The sequence below is a fragment of the Paenarthrobacter nitroguajacolicus genome (assembly GCF_029952445.1).
GTDB classification, from domain to species: Bacteria; Actinomycetota; Actinomycetes; order Actinomycetales; family Micrococcaceae; genus Arthrobacter; species Arthrobacter nitroguajacolicus_B.
The window spans coordinates 127,926-144,229 of record NZ_JAQPPK010000011.1; the positions used below are offsets into that span (position 1 = coordinate 127,926).

Below are 16,304 nucleotides of genomic sequence, written 5' to 3' on the forward strand. Positions count from 1 at the left end.
GGATGGGCTAGGCTCGATGCAATCAACGCCTGAGGGGGCAGAGCTGATGAAGTGTCGTGCTGCAGTTGTTTTGGTCCTGGTTGCCGCGCTGGGGCTCGCTGGCTGTTCGACGCAGGCAGGGCCAAGAGTGCTGAACCGGGAGGCGACGGCGGAGGACAAATTACCGGACTCAGTGGGCCTTAGCGGCGTGGATCTTGAGGTCGAGCCCGGATCGGCCCGTTTGGTGGCTACCCATGACGACGTGAAGTATTACGTGGCCAAGAGCAAGACGGGCGGAGCCTATTGCCTGTTTGTGGTGCCCGTCGGACTCCCGGAACGCTGGAGGGCGGGATGTTCAGGGCCAGGCACAAGCGAACGGATCGTCACTGTCTCAGGCGCGGACCGTTCAGAGGCGACCTTGATTAACGACGGCGTGGATACCAACCGCCCGGAGTTTCAAGGACTGACCAAGATCCACGACAACGTCCTGATCAGCGAACCCAGCCCCTACTAAGCTACTTGCGCGCCATGTACCACTCAGTGAATTCCCGGGCGCGACCGTCTTCGGCGAACCGGATGACCCACAGATTGTCATAGGTGGGCTGGCCGTTCAGGTACGTTGTGACGCCTTGGACGAAGGCAGCGTCGCCGTCCTGGCCCAGGAGTGTCCACTCAAAGGTCCAGTCTTCCGGTTGATCGGCCGAATCTCCGGACCAGTGCTGAACGATTTCCTCATGGCCATTCCACGGATTCTCCGTGTTGGGTTTGTCGTAGTAGACGGCGTCCTCGGTGAAGAGCGCCCGGATGTCGTCGGGCTCGTTCGAGGTCCACGCGCGTTCGTAGTTGTCCATCCAGGAGTTCACGTCGTTGGTCATGTACCCGTTCTACCCCGCGCCGCTGCAGGGTTCAACGGCCGCCCCGCGTTCCCGGGCGGGTTGCGCGCCGCGTTCCGCCGCGGGTTGCGCGCCGGATGTGGTCCGGGGTGAGCCCGGTCAGTGAGGCGAGCTCGAGGTCGTCGCAGACCTGGTTCCGGAGGGCCAACACGATCAGTTCTTCGCGACGCTCCATGATCCGGTCCCGGGAATTCCCGGCACGCCTGAGTTCTTCACTCCTGTGCTGCAGCAAGGCCAATTGGGAATTGCGCGGGAGGCCACTCGGTTGGAGGTCGTCATAAGCCAAAGCGAGGGTTCGGACGGTGCGAAGGTTCTCCCCGGTGGCAGCGGAAATGGTGGCCGGTGGCAGGCCGTCCTCCACGGCCTGGGCAATCAACTCGTTCCTGGCGGCGGCAAGATCGCGGATGGCGCTGGCGGCCTGGCTCAGGAGTTGCCGGTGTACGCCCAGGGCACGTGCGAGCCTGGTGTGTTCCGTTTGCGCTGGATTTTGCGCTGGAGTTTCCGCTGGATGTTGGGCTCCTGGATGTTGAGTTCGTAGGGCCTTGGCGCGGTACGAGTACCGCCCGTTGGTTGACCTGCTTTGGGCCGGCATGAGCCACCTTTCGATTACGGAACAGGCGCTTCGCGGGCCTTCCGACCCCTTGAATCTAGGCAGGATTCAGCCAAGCAAGGAAATACCAATACAGCGTTGGCCCATAAGCAAAATGCATGGAAGAAGTAGCGGGACTGTCATAAGACCCCCTTATAGATCCACGCACATTAGGTCTTATCCAGAGCACCCCTTCAGTACCTAGTCTCGAACAAAGGGATCCGCGAATCCGCGCGTCCTGAGTTCCACATTCCTGGAGGAGACATGTCCGAGTTCCTGCCGGCGTCGAGGGTTACCCGCATCGAGGCCTCAGCCAGCGTCGCCGCGGCCGCCCGCGTCCGCGAACTGAAAGCCGAAGGCGTCCAGATCATCGACCTCACCGTCGGCGAGCCGGACTTCGACACCCCCGACCACATCAAAGAAGCAGCAGTCGCAGCCATCAGTGACGGCCAGACCAAGTACACCTCGGTCACCGGCACTCCAGAGCTCCAGGCCGCCATCCTGGACAAGGTGGAGCGGGACGCCGGACATCGCTACGGGAGCAACCAGCTCACCATTGGTGGCGGCGCGAAGCAGGTCCTGTACGTGGCCCTGATGGCGTCCCTCAACGCGGGCGATGAAGTGATCGTCCCCGCCCCGTATTGGGTGTCTTATCCGGACATGGTCCTGGCCAACGACGGCACCCCCGTGATCGTCGCATGCGGCGAAGAAACAGGCTTCAAGCTCACACCGGATGCCCTGAAGCAAGCCATCACCCCCAAGACCAAGTGGCTGATCCTGAACGCTCCGTCCAATCCAACCGGAGCCGTGTACTCCCGGGAGGAACTGCAAGCACTTGGGGCGGTCCTCGAGGAAAACCCACACGTTTTTGTCCTTACGGACGAGATCTACGACGAGGTCTACTTCGGTGAAGGACGTGTGACAAGCCTGGTCACGGCCGTGCCGGCGCTCAAGGACCGCATCCTGTTGGTCAATGGGGTCTCCAAGGCCTACGCCATGACTGGCTGGCGGCTTGGCTACGGTGTGGGGCCGGCGCCGTTGATCGCTGCCATGAACAAGCTGCAGTCGCAGACGTCGTCGTGCCCTTCCTCCATCAGCCAGGCCGCAGCGGCGGCTGCCCTCAACGGTGACCAGTCCTTCGTCCGCGACTCTGTGGAGGTGTACCGCAAACGCCGGGATGCCGCCGTCGAGGGTTTGAACTCCATCAACGGACTGTCCGTGGCTCCAGCCGAAGGCGCGTTCTACGCCTACGTGAACTGCTCCGGCGTCATCGGCAAGGCAACGCCCGATGGCCGCGTCATTGAAAACGACCAGGACTTCACGCTTTACCTGCTCGACGCCGCCCGCGTGGCCGTCATCCAGGGCTCGGCCTATGGCTTGGGCCCGTACTTCCGGATCTCCTTTGCCACTTCGCTGGAGACCATCAACGCCGGCGTGGACTCGATCCGCGATGCCGTCAACGCCCTCAACTGAACCCCAACTTTAAGGAACGCACCATGATCCACGTCAAGACCAAGTTTGAGCGCCCCGACGCTGATGTCGTCAGCCGCCTCGCTGCCTTTTCCTCCGCCACGATCCACGAAGCCCAAGGCCGCCGCGGCGCGCTGAGCTCGAAGATCAAGCCGATCGACCGCTCCATGTCATTCTGTGGCCCGGCCGTCACGGTAGCCTGTGCACCTCAGGACAACCTCATGCTCCAGGTCGCCATCCACTACGCCCAGCCCGGCGACGTCGTCCTGGTCGGTGCGCAGGAAATGGCTGAGGCCGGCACGTTCGGCGATGTCTTGGGCAACGCCATGAAGGCCAAGGGCATCGCTGCCATGGTCACCGATTCCGGCGTGCGCGATACCCAGGACCTGATCGAACTCGGCCTGCCCGTCTTCTCCGGCAGCGTCAGCATCAAGGGCACGGTCAAGGAAACCCTCGGCCCGATCAACCACCCGATCGTCTTCGGCGACGAGATCATCTACCCCGGCGACATCCTCCGCGGTGACGCTGACGGCGTCGTCGTGGTTCGCCGCGAAGAGGCTGAGGAAGTCATCGCACTGTCCCAGGCCCGTGACGACCACGAGCGCGAACTCATCAAGCTCTACCACGACGGCGGCAACACCATCGAGCTTTGCGGCCTCACCGAGAAGCTCAAGGAGAAGGGCCTGCTGGTCGAAGACTGACCACCGCGGACCAATCACGCAGCCAGGGCCGGTCACTGTGGTGGCCGGCCTTTTGGCGCGCGGCGGCTTTGGTGACTTTTGTTCTTTGGTGACTTTTGGGCGGGGCTTTTCAGGCACGGTAAAGGCGCCTTGCCCGGACTGTTGGGTCTGCGGGGCAGGGCGCCTTAGGGGGCTACAACTTTTGGTTTAGCGCACGACGGCGGGTGGCCGGCTTGGCGGGTCAGTCGAGTTGGTTGGGTCAGTCGAGGCCCGAGTGTCCCGGACGGGTATCCACGAGGTGCCATTCGATGCTGTTGCCACCGTGGGTGGGCATCAGGCTGCCTTCGAAAACGAACAATGGTTCGCCGATGCCGCCCGTGGGGCGCCAGAAACCATTCCGAGGGCAGTGGAATCCGGTTCGTGCGCTCATGGTTCCGCGGGTTGGATTTGAAATCCATCCGGCTGTGCTGATCTTTTTCACCGCTATTTCCTTTGAACTGGCCCGCGGGGGTCCGTGAGCTTTTTTCGAATTTCCTGCTAATTCGATATTAGGAAATAAAAACGGTCTTGAATAAGACCAAAGCTGTCTGTCCGGATAAGGCTTTGTTATGGATGGGCGGGTAGCTGCACGGGGTCGGTCCCGTACTTCGAGATCAGCTGTTGATGCAGCATCTCCTTGACCACCAGGAGCACGGCCGAGGCAGCCTCGGACAGCGGTTCGTGGTCAGGCGTGCACAGGGCGATCTTGCTTTGCAGCCCGGGCTCCACGATCCGCAGCACCTTGAAGTCCTGGTCCGGGAATAACGCATCGGCAGCGGATTTGGGCAGCACGGTGCCGCCGAGGTTCGCGCTGATGAGCCTCGTCAGGGACGGCACCGACTCAACCTCGCCCACCAGTTTGAGGGGAAGTTCCTGATCGGCGAGGCCCTTCTCGATCAACTGGCGCAGCGTGTGGTTCTTCTCCGGAAGGAAGAGTCCCACCGTGCTCGCTTCGGCGAGTGTCACAGTGTCCTTCCCGCCTGTGCCCTGGCCAAGGTCGACGTCAGGGTGCACCACCAAGTGGAGGTCTTCCACGATCATGGTGGTGAATTGCACCCCGCGGATCTTCCCGGGTTCGTAGATCAGCGCCATGTCCAGCCGGCCATTCTTGATGGCCTCGCTCAGCACGCCGCCGAAAATCTCGGTCAGGTGGACCACGATGTCCGGGTAGCGTCGGCCCACTTCACTGATGATCCGGGGTGTCAGGCTGGAGGCCATGCTGTAGGGGGCAATGGCGATGGAAACCCTGCCGGAGGGTGCTGCTCCCGAGCTGGCCACGTCCTGCCTGGCCTGTTCAACAAGGCGGAGGATCGACTGCGCATGGCGGTACAGAGTGTGCCCTGCGGCGGTGGGCTCTACGCCTTGCTTGCTGCGGATCAGGAGCCGCTGCTTGAGGTCGGTTTCCAAGGCAGAAACCTGCTGGCTGAGTGCGGGTTGCGCAACGTGGAGTGCTGCGGCGGCCTTGGTGATGCTCCCCGAATCAACGATCTGGACGAAGTATGAGAGCTTGCGGGTGTCCATGCTGCTGCCTTCCTGGAGAGCCACGTCCCCGGGTGGCATGTATAAGGAGATTGTAGCCGGGGGCGGTGTTGCGATCCCTGCCACAGTACAGGGTGGCGCAGGTCATAACGGAGAGCTATTACGGGATAGCTAATAGGTCTTTGTGCCACGTGGTTGAACGGTGCGAGACTTTTGGAAAGAACTTCAGGCAAACCTTTGGGATTCCGCCAATAGCCGCCATTTCCCCGGAATTGAATTCCACCGTAAAACCACGGAAAGAGAACCACGTGAACCCGATGATTGATCTTGTAGCGGATCTCGGAGAGGGATTTGGCGCCTACACCATTGGCGACGATTCCCAACTCCTGGAGATCGTGACAAGTGCCAATATCGCGTGTGGTTTCCACGCAGGTGATCCCGACATTATGGCCACCACAGTTGCTGAATGTGTTCGCCGCGGAGTAGGCATTGGGGCTCACCCGAGCTTTCCGGACCTCCGTGGCTTCGGCCGTCGCGACATGGGCCTTACCGCCGACGAAGTCCGGAACGATGTCCTTTACCAACTGGGCGCCCTGAACGGTTTCGCCGCCTTCCACGGCACCAAGGTCACGCATATCGCACCGCACGGCCGGCTGGGCAACCTTGTTGCCGTCCGTGCCGACTACGCCAACGCTGTTGCCGAGGCAGCCGCCCGTGTGGACAACGAGCTGATCGTGGTGGCCCAGGAAGGCGCACTGGCCACAGCCGCGCGCAGCGAAGGCCTGGATGTTGCGATCGTGGGCATCATCGATCGCGCCTACCAAGAGGATGGCACGCTGGTTCCGCGCAGCCAGCCCGGGGCAGTCCTGCACGATTCCGCAGAAATCGTTGAGCGGACCCTGCGTATGGTGACCGAGGGTAAACTCCGCTGCGCCAACGGCGTGGACATGGAGATCTCCGTTGACACTCTTCTTCTCCACGGTGACAACCCTGGAGCTGTCGACCTGGCGCGCCTGATCCGGTCCGAACTCGTCTCGGCCGGTGTCACGGTTGCCCCGCTCGCCGAGGTCATGGATGCCAAGAGGAAGGCGGCCTGACATGTCTCTATCCACAGCCGCTCCCACGGAGATTTATGAGTCCGGAGACTCAGCACTGCGCGTGGTGGCGATCTCCGGTGCCAGCGAGCAGAACTGGCGCACCGTGCATGGCCTGGCCGCCTGGTTGGAAAGCTGCGGTGCCGAGGGTCTTCACGGCGCAGTTCCTACCTACGACTCTGTCCTGGTTGAGTTCGATCCCGTCCTTGTTTCTGCCCGTCAGATGCGGGCGTTCGTCAAGCTGGGACTTCTTGAGCTAAGCCATGCCGGCGCACCTGCCAACGCTCCCCGCGAATTCGATGTCCCCGTGGTGTACGGAGGCGAATACGGCCCGGACTTGGAGAAGGTAGCCGAGTACCAGGGCATCCCAGTTGACGAGGTCGTTCGCCTGCACACCGAAAAGACCTACACCGTCCGCTGCCTGGGCGCACCGGCAGGCTCGCCCATGATGGACGGTCCGGCCTTTCCCAAGCCCGTCCCGCGTTTGAAGGACCCTCGTTTGAGTGTGCCTGCTGGTGCCGTGGCTGTTGCCGGCCGCCAGGCAGTGATCGCGCCAGCCGTTGCTCCTGGCGGATGGTGCGTTATCGGCCAGACTCCGTTGTCGGTCTTGAACATCCGCCGCGAACCCCTGGTTCCCTACAAGCCCGGCGACATCTTGCGGTTCCGCCAGATCCCCGCACAGGAGTTCGGCGACTTTGTGGGCCTGGAATTGGCTCCCTTGGAACTCCCCTCGGGACTGGAACTGGAGCCACAGCCATGAACGGCGACATCCTGATCCAGCAGCCAGGCAACTCCGTGGTGACCGATCTTGGCCGGACCCGTGGCCCCCGTTTCGGACTCCCCGTCAATGGCGCCCTCGACCAGTATTCAGCCCGCGCCGCGAACATCCTGGCCGGAAACCCGGACAACGATCCCCTGGTGGAAATCACTGCCCTGGATTTCAGGATGAAAGCCACTGAAGACATCCTGATCGCAGTCACCGGAGCACCACTAACCCTCACCGTCGGAGGGCGTCCCGCCAGCCAATGGGAACCAGTCTCTGTGCGTGCAGGCGAAACGGTATCCATCCGGGGAATCCACAGCGGCCTGCGCGCCTACCTGGCCATCCATGGCTCCGTCGAAGCAGACAACCTGCTCGGCAGCGCGGCCCCGGACACGGTAGTGGGCTTCGGGCTCCAGCTCAGGGAAGGAACCACGCTTCGTTCCCGCACAAGCGTGGGACCGGTACGCCAGCCGTACTTCGACCTTCCACTTTTCCGGCTGGGCCTCGAACGGCCCAGCATGGGAACAGATCTGTTGGTCGATGTGACCGACGGACCGGACGTCGCCGAATTTGGCGAATCCGGTGACCTGCTCTTCACCTCGGAGTACGTCGTCAGCGGCCGCAGCAACCACATCGGCCTGCGGCTCGGCGGAGAACTTCCGGAAAGAACCTCAAACAGCGAAGTTCTCTCCCGCGGCGTGCCAGTGGGCGCCGTCGAGGTTCCCTCAAGGGAAGAGCTGCTGGTACTGCACCGGGGACGCGGCGTCACCGCCGGGTATCCCGTGTTGGCAGTGGTCACCAGCACCGGACTGGATGTCCTGGCCCAAGCGCGGCCAGGGGACAAAGTCCGTTTTCGGAAAACCACAGTGGCAGAAGCAACTGCCGCCCACAGGCGCTCGCGGGCCCAACTCGAAACCCTCCGCGAATCCGTCAACACCGTCTTCGGACTCCTCGGCATCGGATGCCGTCCCCAGTGGCAGGACCTACCAGTTGCGGCATGCAGCTAAAACCCCTGTCGTCATACCAGTAGGCGTTGCTACGCTCATCCCAGTAAGGAAAAGTCATGACCGCAAGCACCAACGCTGCGCCAGCGCAGCATGAGCGGCTCACGGGCCGCCAAACCCGCAAGGTTGTCACCGCAGGTTGTGTTGGCATCTTCGTGGAACTGTACGACAACGGCATTTTCGCCTTCATGGCTGGAACGCTGGCCCTCGTCTTCCTGGCCCCCGGAAATCCGGACAACGCACTGCTCTTCGTGTTCGCCGGCTACGCGGTCTCCTTCTTCGTCCGACCGCTGGGCGCAGTTGTCTGCGGTTACCTCGGGGACCGAATCGGCAGGCAAAAGCTACTGGTCTTTGTCATCCTCCTGATCAGCGTCGCCACCGCCGGCATCGGGCTCCTGCCCTCGTATGCGGCCATTGGCATCGCTGCTCCCATCCTCCTGGTTCTGCTGCGGCTCCTTCAGGGCTTCTCGGTCGGCGGCGAAGCTGCCGGCGCCATGACTTTCCTCGCTGAGCACGCCCCCGAAGGCAAGCGCGGCATCATCACCTCCTACGCCCAGATTGCCTCGTTCGCAGCGCTGCTCACCGGTACTTTGGTTGCTTACTCCATGTCGCCGTGGCTCACCCAGGCAGCGATCGACGGCGGCGGCTTCGGCTCGTTCGCGTGGCGCATTCCGTTCCTGGTTGCCATCCCCATGGGCATTATCGGCTGGTACATCCGCAAGGCCATCAGCGATACCCCCAACTTCGAGAAGCTGAAGGAAGAGGGCGGTCTTTCCAAGAACCCGCTCAAGGAAGCCTTCCAGTCCAAGGAACACCGCCGTGCCATGCTCCTGGCCCTCTTCATCCCGCTGATGAACGGTTCCGGTTACTACGTCCTCTTCTCCTACATGCCCACGTTCCTCAAGGGTAAGCAGCTCAACTTCACCATCGGTGAGGCCCTCCTCGTTACCGCCTGCTCCTTGGTTGTCATCTGCATCGCCATTCCGTTCATGGGCGCCCTCTCGGACCGCATCGGCCGCAAGAAGGTCATTGCCGGTTCCGCGATCGCCATGGCTGTCCTGGGCATCCCGTCCTACGCCCTCATCGCCACCGGCGAAATGGGCTTGGCCATCCTCGGCGCCTGCATCATGGCCATCGTGTTCGCCGGGCACACCGCCGTCATCCACATCCTGATCGTCGAACTGTTCCCCACCCGTGTCCGTTACTCCGCTTACGGCCTTGGCTACAACATCTCCTCGGCGCTCTTCGGCGGAACTGCTCCGCTGCTCATGACCTGGCTGATCAGCAGCACCGGCAACATCTACATGCCGGCCTTCTACGCAGTGATCACCGCCCTCGGCACGCTCATCGCGGTCAGCACGGTCAAGGACCGCGCACACGAACCGCTCCGCGACGCCTAGCAACTTCCCACGGCGGGTGCTGTTCCCCGGAGCAGCGCCCGCCCCGCTTCCACCTTTTTGGAGAACCAATGTCCTTTTCTGACTACACCACCGCCCTCGTCACCGGAGCCTCAACCGGGATGGGCGCAGCCATCGCCGAGCGTTTGGCCAAGCGCGGCCTGACCGTCCACGCCGTGGCCCGCAATGAGGAACGCCTCGCTGAACTGGCCGACCGGACCGGAGCAGTCCCGCACGTGGTGGACCTGACCGACACGGCCGCACTGGCCGCCGTCGTGCAGGACCTCAAGGTGGACGTGCTGGTGAACTGTGCCGGAGTTTCCCGGCCGGGCAACATCCTCGACTCGTCCGAAGAGGACATTGACGAACTGGTGGACGTGAACCTCCGCGGCCTGCTTCAGCTCACCCGCCTGGTGCTGCCGGGCATGGTTGAGCGCGACCTTGGCCATGTCATCAACATCAGCTCGATCGCCGGTGTCTACAACTTCTACGGCCATACGGTTTATCACGCCACAAAGGCCGCCGTTCACCAGATTTCCCGCCAGCTCCGCAACGACACCGTGGGCAAGCGCATCCGCGTCACGGAAATCTGCCCCGGCCGCGTGGAAACCGAGATCTTCGGCCGCAACATGGGCGGCACGCCCGAGGCCATGGAAGAAGCCTGGCAGACCTACTACGAGGGCTACGAGTCGCTGACAACCGACGACATCGTGAACGCCCTGGACTACGCCATTGAAACCCCGCGCCACGTCAACGTGGGCATGCTCGAACTCATGCCGACGTTCCAGGTGCCCGGCGGGCTGACGTTCGACAGGCGCTGACTTTCGTCAGGCGCTGACTTTCGTCAGCACCCCCTAGGTTCCGGCGGCACTCACTCCCGTTGCCGGAAAAACAAGCTGGCGGCCGCGAATTCGCGGCCGCCAGCACCCGTTTAAGACGGCGGGTGGTTTAGTCTTCGTCGAGCGTTTCCGTGAGGTGGTGTGTGGGAATCCGGTCGCGGTCGTACGTAATTTCCGTGTAGCCGTGCGGCTGCGGGCGCCCATCGGCGCCGAGGTTGACGAATACGATCTCCTCAATGGTCAGGATGGCCTGCCGGGTGATCATGTTCCGGACCTCTGCGCGCATGGTCAGGGAGGTGCGGCCGAAACGCTTGGCAGTCAGGCCCATTTCAATCAGGTCGCCCTGCACGGCTGAGCTCACGAAGTTGATTTCGGAAATGTACTTGGTGACCGCGCGGCCGTTACCCAACTGCAGGATGGCGTAGATCGCGGCCTCTTCGTCGATCCACTTCAGCAGGCTACCGCCGAAGAGCGTGCCATTGGCGTTAAGGTCCTCGGGCCGCACCCATTTACGGGTGCGAAAGGTGATGTCTGCTTTTTCCATAAGCCGAGATTATCGAACCGCCGCAACTACCCGCTGCATGTTGTGCCGCAGTTCACGCGGCTTAGGCCATTGCGGTGTGCGAGGCACTGTGCGAATCCAGGCGCTTGGAGTAGCAAAACGATTCGTCGACGCCCACGTAGGGACCAAAGTTGGGCACGGCGGCAAACCCCGCACTCTCATAGAAACTCCGGCCATCCGACTGGGCCGAACCTGCCTCTGCGGCGATCACACTGAAACCGTGTGAGTGGGCCTGGGCTTCCAGCGCAGCAAGGATCGAGCTGGCAACTCCCGAGCCCCGGGCATACGGCACCACGTAAAGCCGTTTGATCTCCGCCGTGTTTTCATCCAGCATCCGCAGGCCGCCGCAACCGAGCGGTTGGCCCGAACATTTCTCGTACGCAACCACAAAGACCGCGGTGTCAGCTTCCGAAGGCGGAGGCCCGGGTTCGTGGTCAGTGCTTCCGAAACGGGAATCCAGTTCTGCCTGCTGCGCGGCTCGAAGATCGGCGCCAACGGGGTTGGCCCACGTGACCTGTCGGATGTTGAGCCGTGGGTTGGTTTGCATCTATGCCTCGATTCGCCGGGTTTCGGGGAGGTGTCTATGCGTATCAAGCCTAGGGAGCCGGGGTTACCGTGGTGTTTCCTGCGCGTAAGCGTCGAGAGAAATGCTGGCGGTTCGTGTTTCGCGTCGTCGCCGCATGCGTCTTCTAGAGGGCCTCGCCGGTGGGGTCCTCCGCGGTTTGGTCTGCCAGGGCCATGCCGCCAACAGGGAGCTGGTCCCAGTGCAGCACCTTCCAGCCCTTTTCCAGGTCGCCTTCAAGGGCCACGATGCCAGTGTTGGGCAGCTGATGTGTCTGGGCGAATGCGGTGTCGATGTCTGAGGCCCTGCGCCCTGCCCAGCAGCGGATCGCCGCTCCGTGGCTCACTATCACGGCCGTCTGATGTCCAGCGGCCACCACTTCCTCCACCGAGGCGTCGAAGCGGGCGAAGAAGTCATGTCCGTTGTACGCCCCGGGCATGCGCACATCAAGGTCGCCGTCCGTCCACGCGAAGACGGTACCCATGTAGCGCAGGTGCGACTCGTGATCTGTCTTCATTTCCAGGCTGCCGGCTTCGATTTCGTGAACGCCGTCCAGAATGCGTGGCTGCAGGCCTGTGGCTTTCGCCAGCGGTAGCACAGTGCGCTGGGTGCGCAACAGAGTGGAGGTATAGAGGGCCTCGATGGCTTCGTCCGCCAAGGCTTCCGGAAGGGCAGCAGCCTGGCGCTCACCGAGCTCGGTCAGCCCTGGGCCGGGGAACGCGGTGTCCAGCTGGCCCGCGACGTTGCCCGGGGTTTGTCCGTGCCTGATCAACAGGAGCTTCATGGCGCTCCGCTCCTCACATAGTTTTCCGGGTCTGCGTTTGTTCGGGTTTGGGTTCCCTTGGGATTGCGTTCCCTTGGGTGGTTCCAGCCAATCAGCCGCAGTGGTTCGGAAACAGCCCGACACGCCGTGTCCTGAACGCGCTGAGCCTTGACCCTTACCTGTTGAACCACGACTTAAACCACGACGGCGGGCGAAGGCTCCCAGCCCTGCCCGCTCGTTAGACCACGACGGCGGGCGAAGGCTCCCAGCCCTGCCTGCTCGTTAGACCACGACGGCGGGCGAAGGCTCCCAGCCCTGCCTGCTCGTTAGACCACGACGGCGGGCGAGGGCTCCCAGCCCTGCCTGCTCGTTAAACCACGACGGCGGGCGAAGGCTCCCAGCCCTGCCCGCCGTCGTCGTCGTCGAGCGACTTGCGTGCTCGCGGCCTACTTCAGGTGGTCAACCAGCTTGTCCGCGATGCCCGTGTACTTGCCCGGCGTCAGGGCAAGGAGACGTGATTCGGCGTCAGCTGAGAGGCCAAGGCCCTGGACAAATTCCTGCATGCGGGCACCGTCCACGCGCTGGCCGCGGGTGAGGTCCTTGAGGCGTTCATAGGGGTTTTCCATGCCTTCGACGCCTGCGATGGCCTCGGCGCGCATGACCATCTGGATGGCTTCGCCGAGAACTTCCCAGTTCGTGTCGAGGTCGCCGGCAAGGACTTCCTCGGCAACGTCGAGTGCTTTAAGGCCCTTGGCCACGTTGGAGATCGCAAGCAGCGAGTGACCGAAGGCCACGCCGATGTTGCGCTGCGAGGAGGAGTCCGTGAGGTCGCGCTGCCAGCGGGATGTCACCAGCGTTGCGGCCAGGGTGTCCAGAAGGCCGTTGGAGATCTCCAGGTTGGCTTCTGCGTTTTCGAAGCGGATCGGGTTCACCTTGTGCGGCATGGTTGACGAGCCAGTGGCGCCGGCCACCGGGATCTGGCGGAAGTAGCCGATGGAGATGTAGCTCCAGATATCCGTGCAAACGTTGTGCAGGATGCGGTTGAAGCGTGCGATGTCGGCGTACAGCTCAGCCTGCCAGTCGTGGCTCTCGATCTGTGTGGTGAGCGGGTTCCAGGTGAGGCCAAGGCCTTCCACGAAGGACTTGGCGACAGCTTCCCAGTCAGCGCCCGGGACGGAGGCGACGTGGGCAGCGTAGGTACCCGTGGCACCGTTGATCTTGCCGAGGAACTCGGTCTTGGCGATGCGGGCCAGCTGGCGGTTCAGGCGGTGCGCAATGACAGCCAGTTCCTTGCCGAGTGTGGTGGGAGTGGCAGGCTGGCCGTGCGTGCGGGACAACATCGGCACCGAGCGGTTTTCCTCGGCCATGGCCTCGATCTGCTTCACCAGCGCCGTGGCGTTCGGCAGCCAGACATCCTCCACGGCACCCTTGATTCCCACAGCGTAGGAAAGGTTGTTGATGTCCTCGGAGGTGCAACCGAAGTGGACCATGGCGGTCAGGTTCTCGATGCCGATGGCGGGCAAACGGCGGCCGATGTAGTACTCCACAGCCTTCACGTCGTGCACGGTGACGGCTTCGATCTCGGCGAGTTCATTGACCGAAGACGCATCGAATTCCGTGACGATGGCCCGGAGCTGCGCAATCTGCTCAGCGGAGAGCGGGCCGGCGCCGGGAAGAACGGATTGGCTGGTCAGGTGGATGAGCCACTCGACTTCGACGTGAACGCGATCGCGGTTCAGCGCGGCCTCGGACAAGTAGTCCACGAGGGGTGCGACGGCGGCACGGTAACGGCCATCAAGGGCGCCAAGGGCCAGGGGTTCGGAAGCGAGGGACACGCGAGGGGATTCAGCCATGGTTCCTATTCTTTCATGCCGGGCGCAGGGGCCGGCGTCGATGACGGTGCTATGTGGATACCCACCAGTTATCCACATACGCGACGGCGCTGCTTCCGCCCGGCTCTGTCCCTCCGTAGCGTTTTGGCTACCGATCAACAGAACGACCACTGGAGTACAGCCCACATGAGCCTCGGCTTGATGCCTGCAGCCAACCCGCCCACGTTCGATCCTTTGGAATGCGCCTCACGAAGCCATGAAGTCCAGAGGCTGGCGTGGCGCATGAAGGCCTGTGTCGACCAGGCGGACACCGTCCTCGCCTCCCTTCGGAAGATACAGCTGGAGGACTGGCAGTCACCGGCCGGCCGCGCATACCGAACAACCGTCGCTGTTCATGCCTCTGCCCTTATGCGGGCCCGGGAGGGCTTGGATGGGGCGGCCGCAGCGGTCCTGAGGCATTCGCAGAATGTGTCCGTCTCGGGCGGAAGGGGACGCTGATGGCCGACGCAGCGCCTGTGGGCGCCGGTGCGGCACCAACGCCTTCTCCTCCACCGCCCGACGGAATTCTTCGTATCCAGGGAGGAGTTGGTGGCATCTCTTTTCAGTTGGAAGAACTTGCCAGGGGAGCCGACCAGCTCGATGACATAGTTGGGCAGTTGTTGGGCATCGAGGAGGAGGCCCGTCGCGTTCAAGACGCGCTGGGGTCGTACCTCCCCGACTCCTATGACTCGGGCTGTCTTGCCATCGACGCCGTGGCCGAAAGTCGAAAAGATGTCGGCCGCTTGCGAGAGGAGCTGGGCGACGTCAGTGCCAGCGTGCGGGCAAGCCACCGGGACTACGCGACAACGGAGGAACAGAACTCCAGATTCCATATCTTTGATTCGGGGCTGGAGGAGCTCACTCGCCTGGGCAAAGACCTGATCCCGGGACGGGACCTCACGGAGGACTTCTGCAACCTGGTTATCAACCCGGGCTTCGAAGCTGCACACCTGGTGCGTTTTGTGGTTGGTTCACCGGTGCTGGCGGGGTATCAACCCCGCGCGGTCAACGTAGAGAAGGTCAGCGAAACCGCGGAAGATATTAAGCCTTCGATGGCAGAGAGTCTCCGACGCCTCGAGAAGGTCTACGACAGGAACGACGGCGAGATTGAGGTCATCGAATTTGATAACAACGGTTCGTCCTCCTGGATGGTCCTGATCCCGGGCACACAGCCTGACACGCCCTCGACCAACCCTTTCGATATCCCGGGAATTGGTGAAGCTGTCGGCTTTGGTTCCGAAGAAGTCATCCCCGCAGTCGCAGAGGCCCTTCGCGAAGCGGGGGCGGAGGCCGGCGACCAAGTGGTGGCGGTGGGGCACAGCCAGGGTGGTGTCCACGCCATGAACCTTAGCCAGGACAAGGCGTTCCTCAGTGAATTCGACCTCAAATTCGTGCTTACGGCCGGAGCCCCCGTCGGCGGTATCGTTCCCGAGCCCGGTATTGGTTCCCTTCACCTGGAGCACGTGCAGGACTGGGTGCCGGGGACGGACGGCCACATGAACCCTGACACAAAGGACAGGGTTACGGTGACGCTGACGAACGAGGTCAGCACTCCGGAAGGGGAGGGACCGGGCCTGGGCCCCGGTCATGACCAGGAGAATTATGCCAAGGGAGCCGAACTGGTCAGTGCCAGCAGCGATCCGTCGTTGGTTGCTTCCACAGCGGCGTTTGCCGGAGTGGTCGGGGTTGGCGGGGCGGCGAAAGTCACCAGATTCAAGCTCACCCGGAGTGCGGAGCCTGATCGCCGCGGCAGCCTTTCCAGTCCGGGCCTTCCCGATTCCAGGTCGACGGCCGGAGCTCGATGATTCTAGCGCTTCCGTGCCCCCGGAATGAGCCCGGCCACCATGGAGATGATGCTGATGATGATCGAGGCCAGGATGGCCGTCCAGAAGAACGAGTCCAAAGTGAGGTGTACGGGCGTGAAGCTGCTCAGCCACGCGGTTAGATACAACATCGCCGCGTTGATCACGATCGTGAACAGGCCCAGGGTCAAGATGGTCACGGGCAGCGAGAGAAGCCTCACCAGGGGACGAACGAAGGCGTTCACTACACCGAAAATGAGCCCGATGAACAGGTACGCCAGAATTATGCCCGCGGTGTCGGCGCCCTGCGTGAGTCCTGCGTTTGCAGCGGCCGATTCTGTGGCACTGGTGGTGATGTCCATGCCTTGCAGCAGCCAGGTAGCAACCCAGAGAGCCAGGCCGTTGATAAGGACGCGGATGATGAATGAACCCATGGGTCCATGGTTCCACACTGACCTGTGCCGTGGCTGGGCGGCGTTGCGTGCCACTCCGTTCGCGGCGGGGGTACAAGTAGGCTT

Annotated in this window: 19 protein-coding genes; 10 read left to right on the forward strand and 9 right to left on the reverse strand. The window is 62.7% G+C overall.

The genetic code is table 11. The annotated features are described in order from the left end of the window. Positions 1-46: 46 nt before the first annotated feature. On the forward strand, positions 47-493 hold the full coding sequence (locus PJL15_RS10245) for a hypothetical protein (protein WP_281451040.1): 447 nt from the start codon (positions 47-49) through the stop codon (positions 491-493). Position 494: 1 nt separating this feature from the next. Here PJL15_RS10245 and PJL15_RS10250 read toward each other — a convergent pair whose 3' ends face one another. Beyond that, positions 495-854: a nuclear transport factor 2 family protein gene (locus tag PJL15_RS10250; RefSeq protein WP_281451041.1), complete on the reverse strand. Its 360-nt coding sequence runs from the start codon at positions 852-854 to the stop codon at positions 495-497. A gap of 31 nt (positions 855-885) precedes the next feature. Then, on the reverse strand, positions 886-1,464 hold the full coding sequence (locus tag PJL15_RS10255) for a hypothetical protein (protein WP_281451042.1): 579 nt from the start codon (positions 1,462-1,464) through the stop codon (positions 886-888). Positions 1,465-1,725: 261 nt separating this feature from the next. Here PJL15_RS10255 and PJL15_RS10260 point away from each other — a divergent pair, with 261 nt between their 5' ends. After that, positions 1,726-2,934 (forward strand): aspartate transaminase, encoded by a 1,209-nt coding sequence (locus PJL15_RS10260; protein WP_281451043.1) that lies wholly within the window; start codon positions 1,726-1,728, stop codon positions 2,932-2,934. A 23-nt stretch (positions 2,935-2,957) separates the two neighbouring features. Then, entirely contained in the window at positions 2,958-3,632 is a 675-nt protein-coding gene (locus tag PJL15_RS10265) for a 4-carboxy-4-hydroxy-2-oxoadipate aldolase/oxaloacetate decarboxylase (RefSeq protein WP_281451044.1), read from the forward strand. 238 nt (positions 3,633-3,870) lie between these two features. Here PJL15_RS10265 and PJL15_RS10270 read toward each other — a convergent pair whose 3' ends face one another. Together PJL15_RS10270 and PJL15_RS10275 are read right to left on the reverse strand one after the other, a co-directional pair. Further along, positions 3,871-4,092, reverse strand: coding sequence for a hypothetical protein (locus PJL15_RS10270; RefSeq protein WP_281451045.1), 222 nt, complete (start codon positions 4,090-4,092; stop codon positions 3,871-3,873). A gap of 125 nt (positions 4,093-4,217) precedes the next feature. Next, entirely contained in the window at positions 4,218-5,171 is a 954-nt protein-coding gene (locus tag PJL15_RS10275; protein ID WP_281451069.1) for a LysR substrate-binding domain-containing protein, read from the reverse strand. A 266-nt stretch (positions 5,172-5,437) separates the two neighbouring features. Between PJL15_RS10275 and PJL15_RS10280 the strand changes: the two genes are divergently transcribed. The 5 genes from PJL15_RS10280 to PJL15_RS10300 all read left to right on the forward strand — a co-directional run bounded on the left by PJL15_RS10280 (position 5,438) and on the right by PJL15_RS10300 (position 10,208). Continuing rightward, entirely contained in the window at positions 5,438-6,226 is a 789-nt protein-coding gene (locus PJL15_RS10280) for a LamB/YcsF family protein (protein WP_281451046.1), read from the forward strand. Position 6,227: 1 nt separating this feature from the next. After that, positions 6,228-6,983, forward strand: a complete 756-nt coding sequence (locus tag PJL15_RS10285; RefSeq protein WP_281451047.1) for a 5-oxoprolinase subunit B family protein — start codon at positions 6,228-6,230, stop codon at positions 6,981-6,983. Next, the gene (locus PJL15_RS10290) at positions 6,980-7,993 is read left to right on the forward strand and encodes a biotin-dependent carboxyltransferase family protein (RefSeq protein WP_281451048.1); all 1,014 of its coding nucleotides are present in this window, start codon (positions 6,980-6,982) and stop codon (positions 7,991-7,993) included. The genes PJL15_RS10285 and PJL15_RS10290 overlap by 4 nt, the downstream gene beginning before the upstream one ends. Before the next feature lie 56 nt (positions 7,994-8,049). Next, on the forward strand, positions 8,050-9,390 hold the full coding sequence (locus PJL15_RS10295) for an MFS transporter (protein WP_281451049.1): 1,341 nt from the start codon (positions 8,050-8,052) through the stop codon (positions 9,388-9,390). Between the two features lie 68 nt (positions 9,391-9,458). Next, the gene (locus PJL15_RS10300) at positions 9,459-10,208 is read left to right on the forward strand and encodes an SDR family oxidoreductase (RefSeq protein WP_281451050.1); all 750 of its coding nucleotides are present in this window, start codon (positions 9,459-9,461) and stop codon (positions 10,206-10,208) included. A 127-nt stretch (positions 10,209-10,335) separates the two neighbouring features. On the opposite strand, the gene PJL15_RS10305 is transcribed toward PJL15_RS10300, so the two are convergent. From PJL15_RS10305 to purB, 4 genes are all read right to left on the reverse strand, one after another. Beyond that, complete coding sequence (locus tag PJL15_RS10305) at positions 10,336-10,770, reverse strand: acyl-CoA thioesterase (protein ID WP_159706417.1); 435 nt, start codon at positions 10,768-10,770, stop codon at positions 10,336-10,338. Positions 10,771-10,831: 61 nt separating this feature from the next. Next, on the reverse strand, positions 10,832-11,335 hold the full coding sequence (locus PJL15_RS10310) for a GNAT family N-acetyltransferase (protein ID WP_281451051.1): 504 nt from the start codon (positions 11,333-11,335) through the stop codon (positions 10,832-10,834). Positions 11,336-11,477: 142 nt separating this feature from the next. After that, entirely contained in the window at positions 11,478-12,134 is a 657-nt protein-coding gene (locus PJL15_RS10315) for a histidine phosphatase family protein (protein ID WP_281451052.1), read from the reverse strand. A gap of 425 nt (positions 12,135-12,559) precedes the next feature. Next, positions 12,560-13,966, reverse strand: coding sequence for an adenylosuccinate lyase (gene purB / locus PJL15_RS10320; RefSeq protein ID WP_281451053.1), 1,407 nt, complete (start codon positions 13,964-13,966; stop codon positions 12,560-12,562). Positions 13,967-14,131: 165 nt separating this feature from the next. Here purB and PJL15_RS10325 point away from each other — a divergent pair, with 165 nt between their 5' ends. Together PJL15_RS10325 and PJL15_RS10330 are read left to right on the forward strand one after the other, a co-directional pair. After that, a complete protein-coding gene (locus PJL15_RS10325) occupies positions 14,132-14,443 on the forward strand; it encodes a hypothetical protein (RefSeq protein WP_281451054.1) in 312 nt (103 codons plus the stop codon). Next, positions 14,443-15,789, forward strand: coding sequence for a hypothetical protein (locus PJL15_RS10330; RefSeq protein ID WP_281451055.1), 1,347 nt, complete (start codon positions 14,443-14,445; stop codon positions 15,787-15,789). The genes PJL15_RS10325 and PJL15_RS10330 overlap by 1 nt, the downstream gene beginning before the upstream one ends. Positions 15,790-15,791: 2 nt before the next feature. On the opposite strand, the gene PJL15_RS10335 is transcribed toward PJL15_RS10330, so the two are convergent. Next, entirely contained in the window at positions 15,792-16,220 is a 429-nt protein-coding gene (locus tag PJL15_RS10335; protein ID WP_281451056.1) for a phage holin family protein, read from the reverse strand. Positions 16,221-16,304 lie beyond the last annotated feature (84 nt).

Bases quoted from the DNA above. Each gene is read 5' to 3' on its own strand.
- PJL15_RS10330 (WP_281451055.1), top strand. From the start codon at position 14,443: ATGGCCGACGCAGCGCCTGTGGGCGCCGGTGCGGCACCAACGCCTTCT.
- PJL15_RS10260 (WP_281451043.1), top strand. From the start codon at position 1,726: ATGTCCGAGTTCCTGCCGGCGTCGAGGGTTACCCGCATCGAGGCCTCA.
- PJL15_RS10310 (WP_281451051.1), bottom strand. From the start codon at position 11,335: ATGCAAACCAACCCACGGCTCAACATCCGACAGGTCACGTGGGCCAAC.
- PJL15_RS10300 (WP_281451050.1), top strand. From the start codon at position 9,459: ATGTCCTTTTCTGACTACACCACCGCCCTCGTCACCGGAGCCTCAACC.
- PJL15_RS10250 (WP_281451041.1), bottom strand. From the start codon at position 854: ATGACCAACGACGTGAACTCCTGGATGGACAACTACGAACGCGCGTGG.
- PJL15_RS10335 (WP_281451056.1), bottom strand. From the start codon at position 16,220: ATGGGTTCATTCATCATCCGCGTCCTTATCAACGGCCTGGCTCTCTGG.
- PJL15_RS10245 (WP_281451040.1), top strand. From the start codon at position 47: ATGAAGTGTCGTGCTGCAGTTGTTTTGGTCCTGGTTGCCGCGCTGGGG.
- PJL15_RS10315 (WP_281451052.1), bottom strand. From the start codon at position 12,134: ATGAAGCTCCTGTTGATCAGGCACGGACAAACCCCGGGCAACGTCGCG.
- PJL15_RS10290 (WP_281451048.1), top strand. From the start codon at position 6,980: ATGAACGGCGACATCCTGATCCAGCAGCCAGGCAACTCCGTGGTGACC.
- purB (WP_281451053.1), bottom strand. From the start codon at position 13,966: ATGGCTGAATCCCCTCGCGTGTCCCTCGCTTCCGAACCCCTGGCCCTT.
- PJL15_RS10275 (WP_281451069.1), bottom strand. From the start codon at position 5,171: ATGGACACCCGCAAGCTCTCATACTTCGTCCAGATCGTTGATTCGGGG.
- PJL15_RS10325 (WP_281451054.1), top strand. From the start codon at position 14,132: ATGAGCCTCGGCTTGATGCCTGCAGCCAACCCGCCCACGTTCGATCCT.
- PJL15_RS10285 (WP_281451047.1), top strand. From the start codon at position 6,228: ATGTCTCTATCCACAGCCGCTCCCACGGAGATTTATGAGTCCGGAGAC.
- PJL15_RS10295 (WP_281451049.1), top strand. From the start codon at position 8,050: ATGACCGCAAGCACCAACGCTGCGCCAGCGCAGCATGAGCGGCTCACG.
- PJL15_RS10255 (WP_281451042.1), bottom strand. From the start codon at position 1,464: ATGCCGGCCCAAAGCAGGTCAACCAACGGGCGGTACTCGTACCGCGCC.
- PJL15_RS10305 (WP_159706417.1), bottom strand. From the start codon at position 10,770: ATGGAAAAAGCAGACATCACCTTTCGCACCCGTAAATGGGTGCGGCCC.
- PJL15_RS10265 (WP_281451044.1), top strand. From the start codon at position 2,958: ATGATCCACGTCAAGACCAAGTTTGAGCGCCCCGACGCTGATGTCGTC.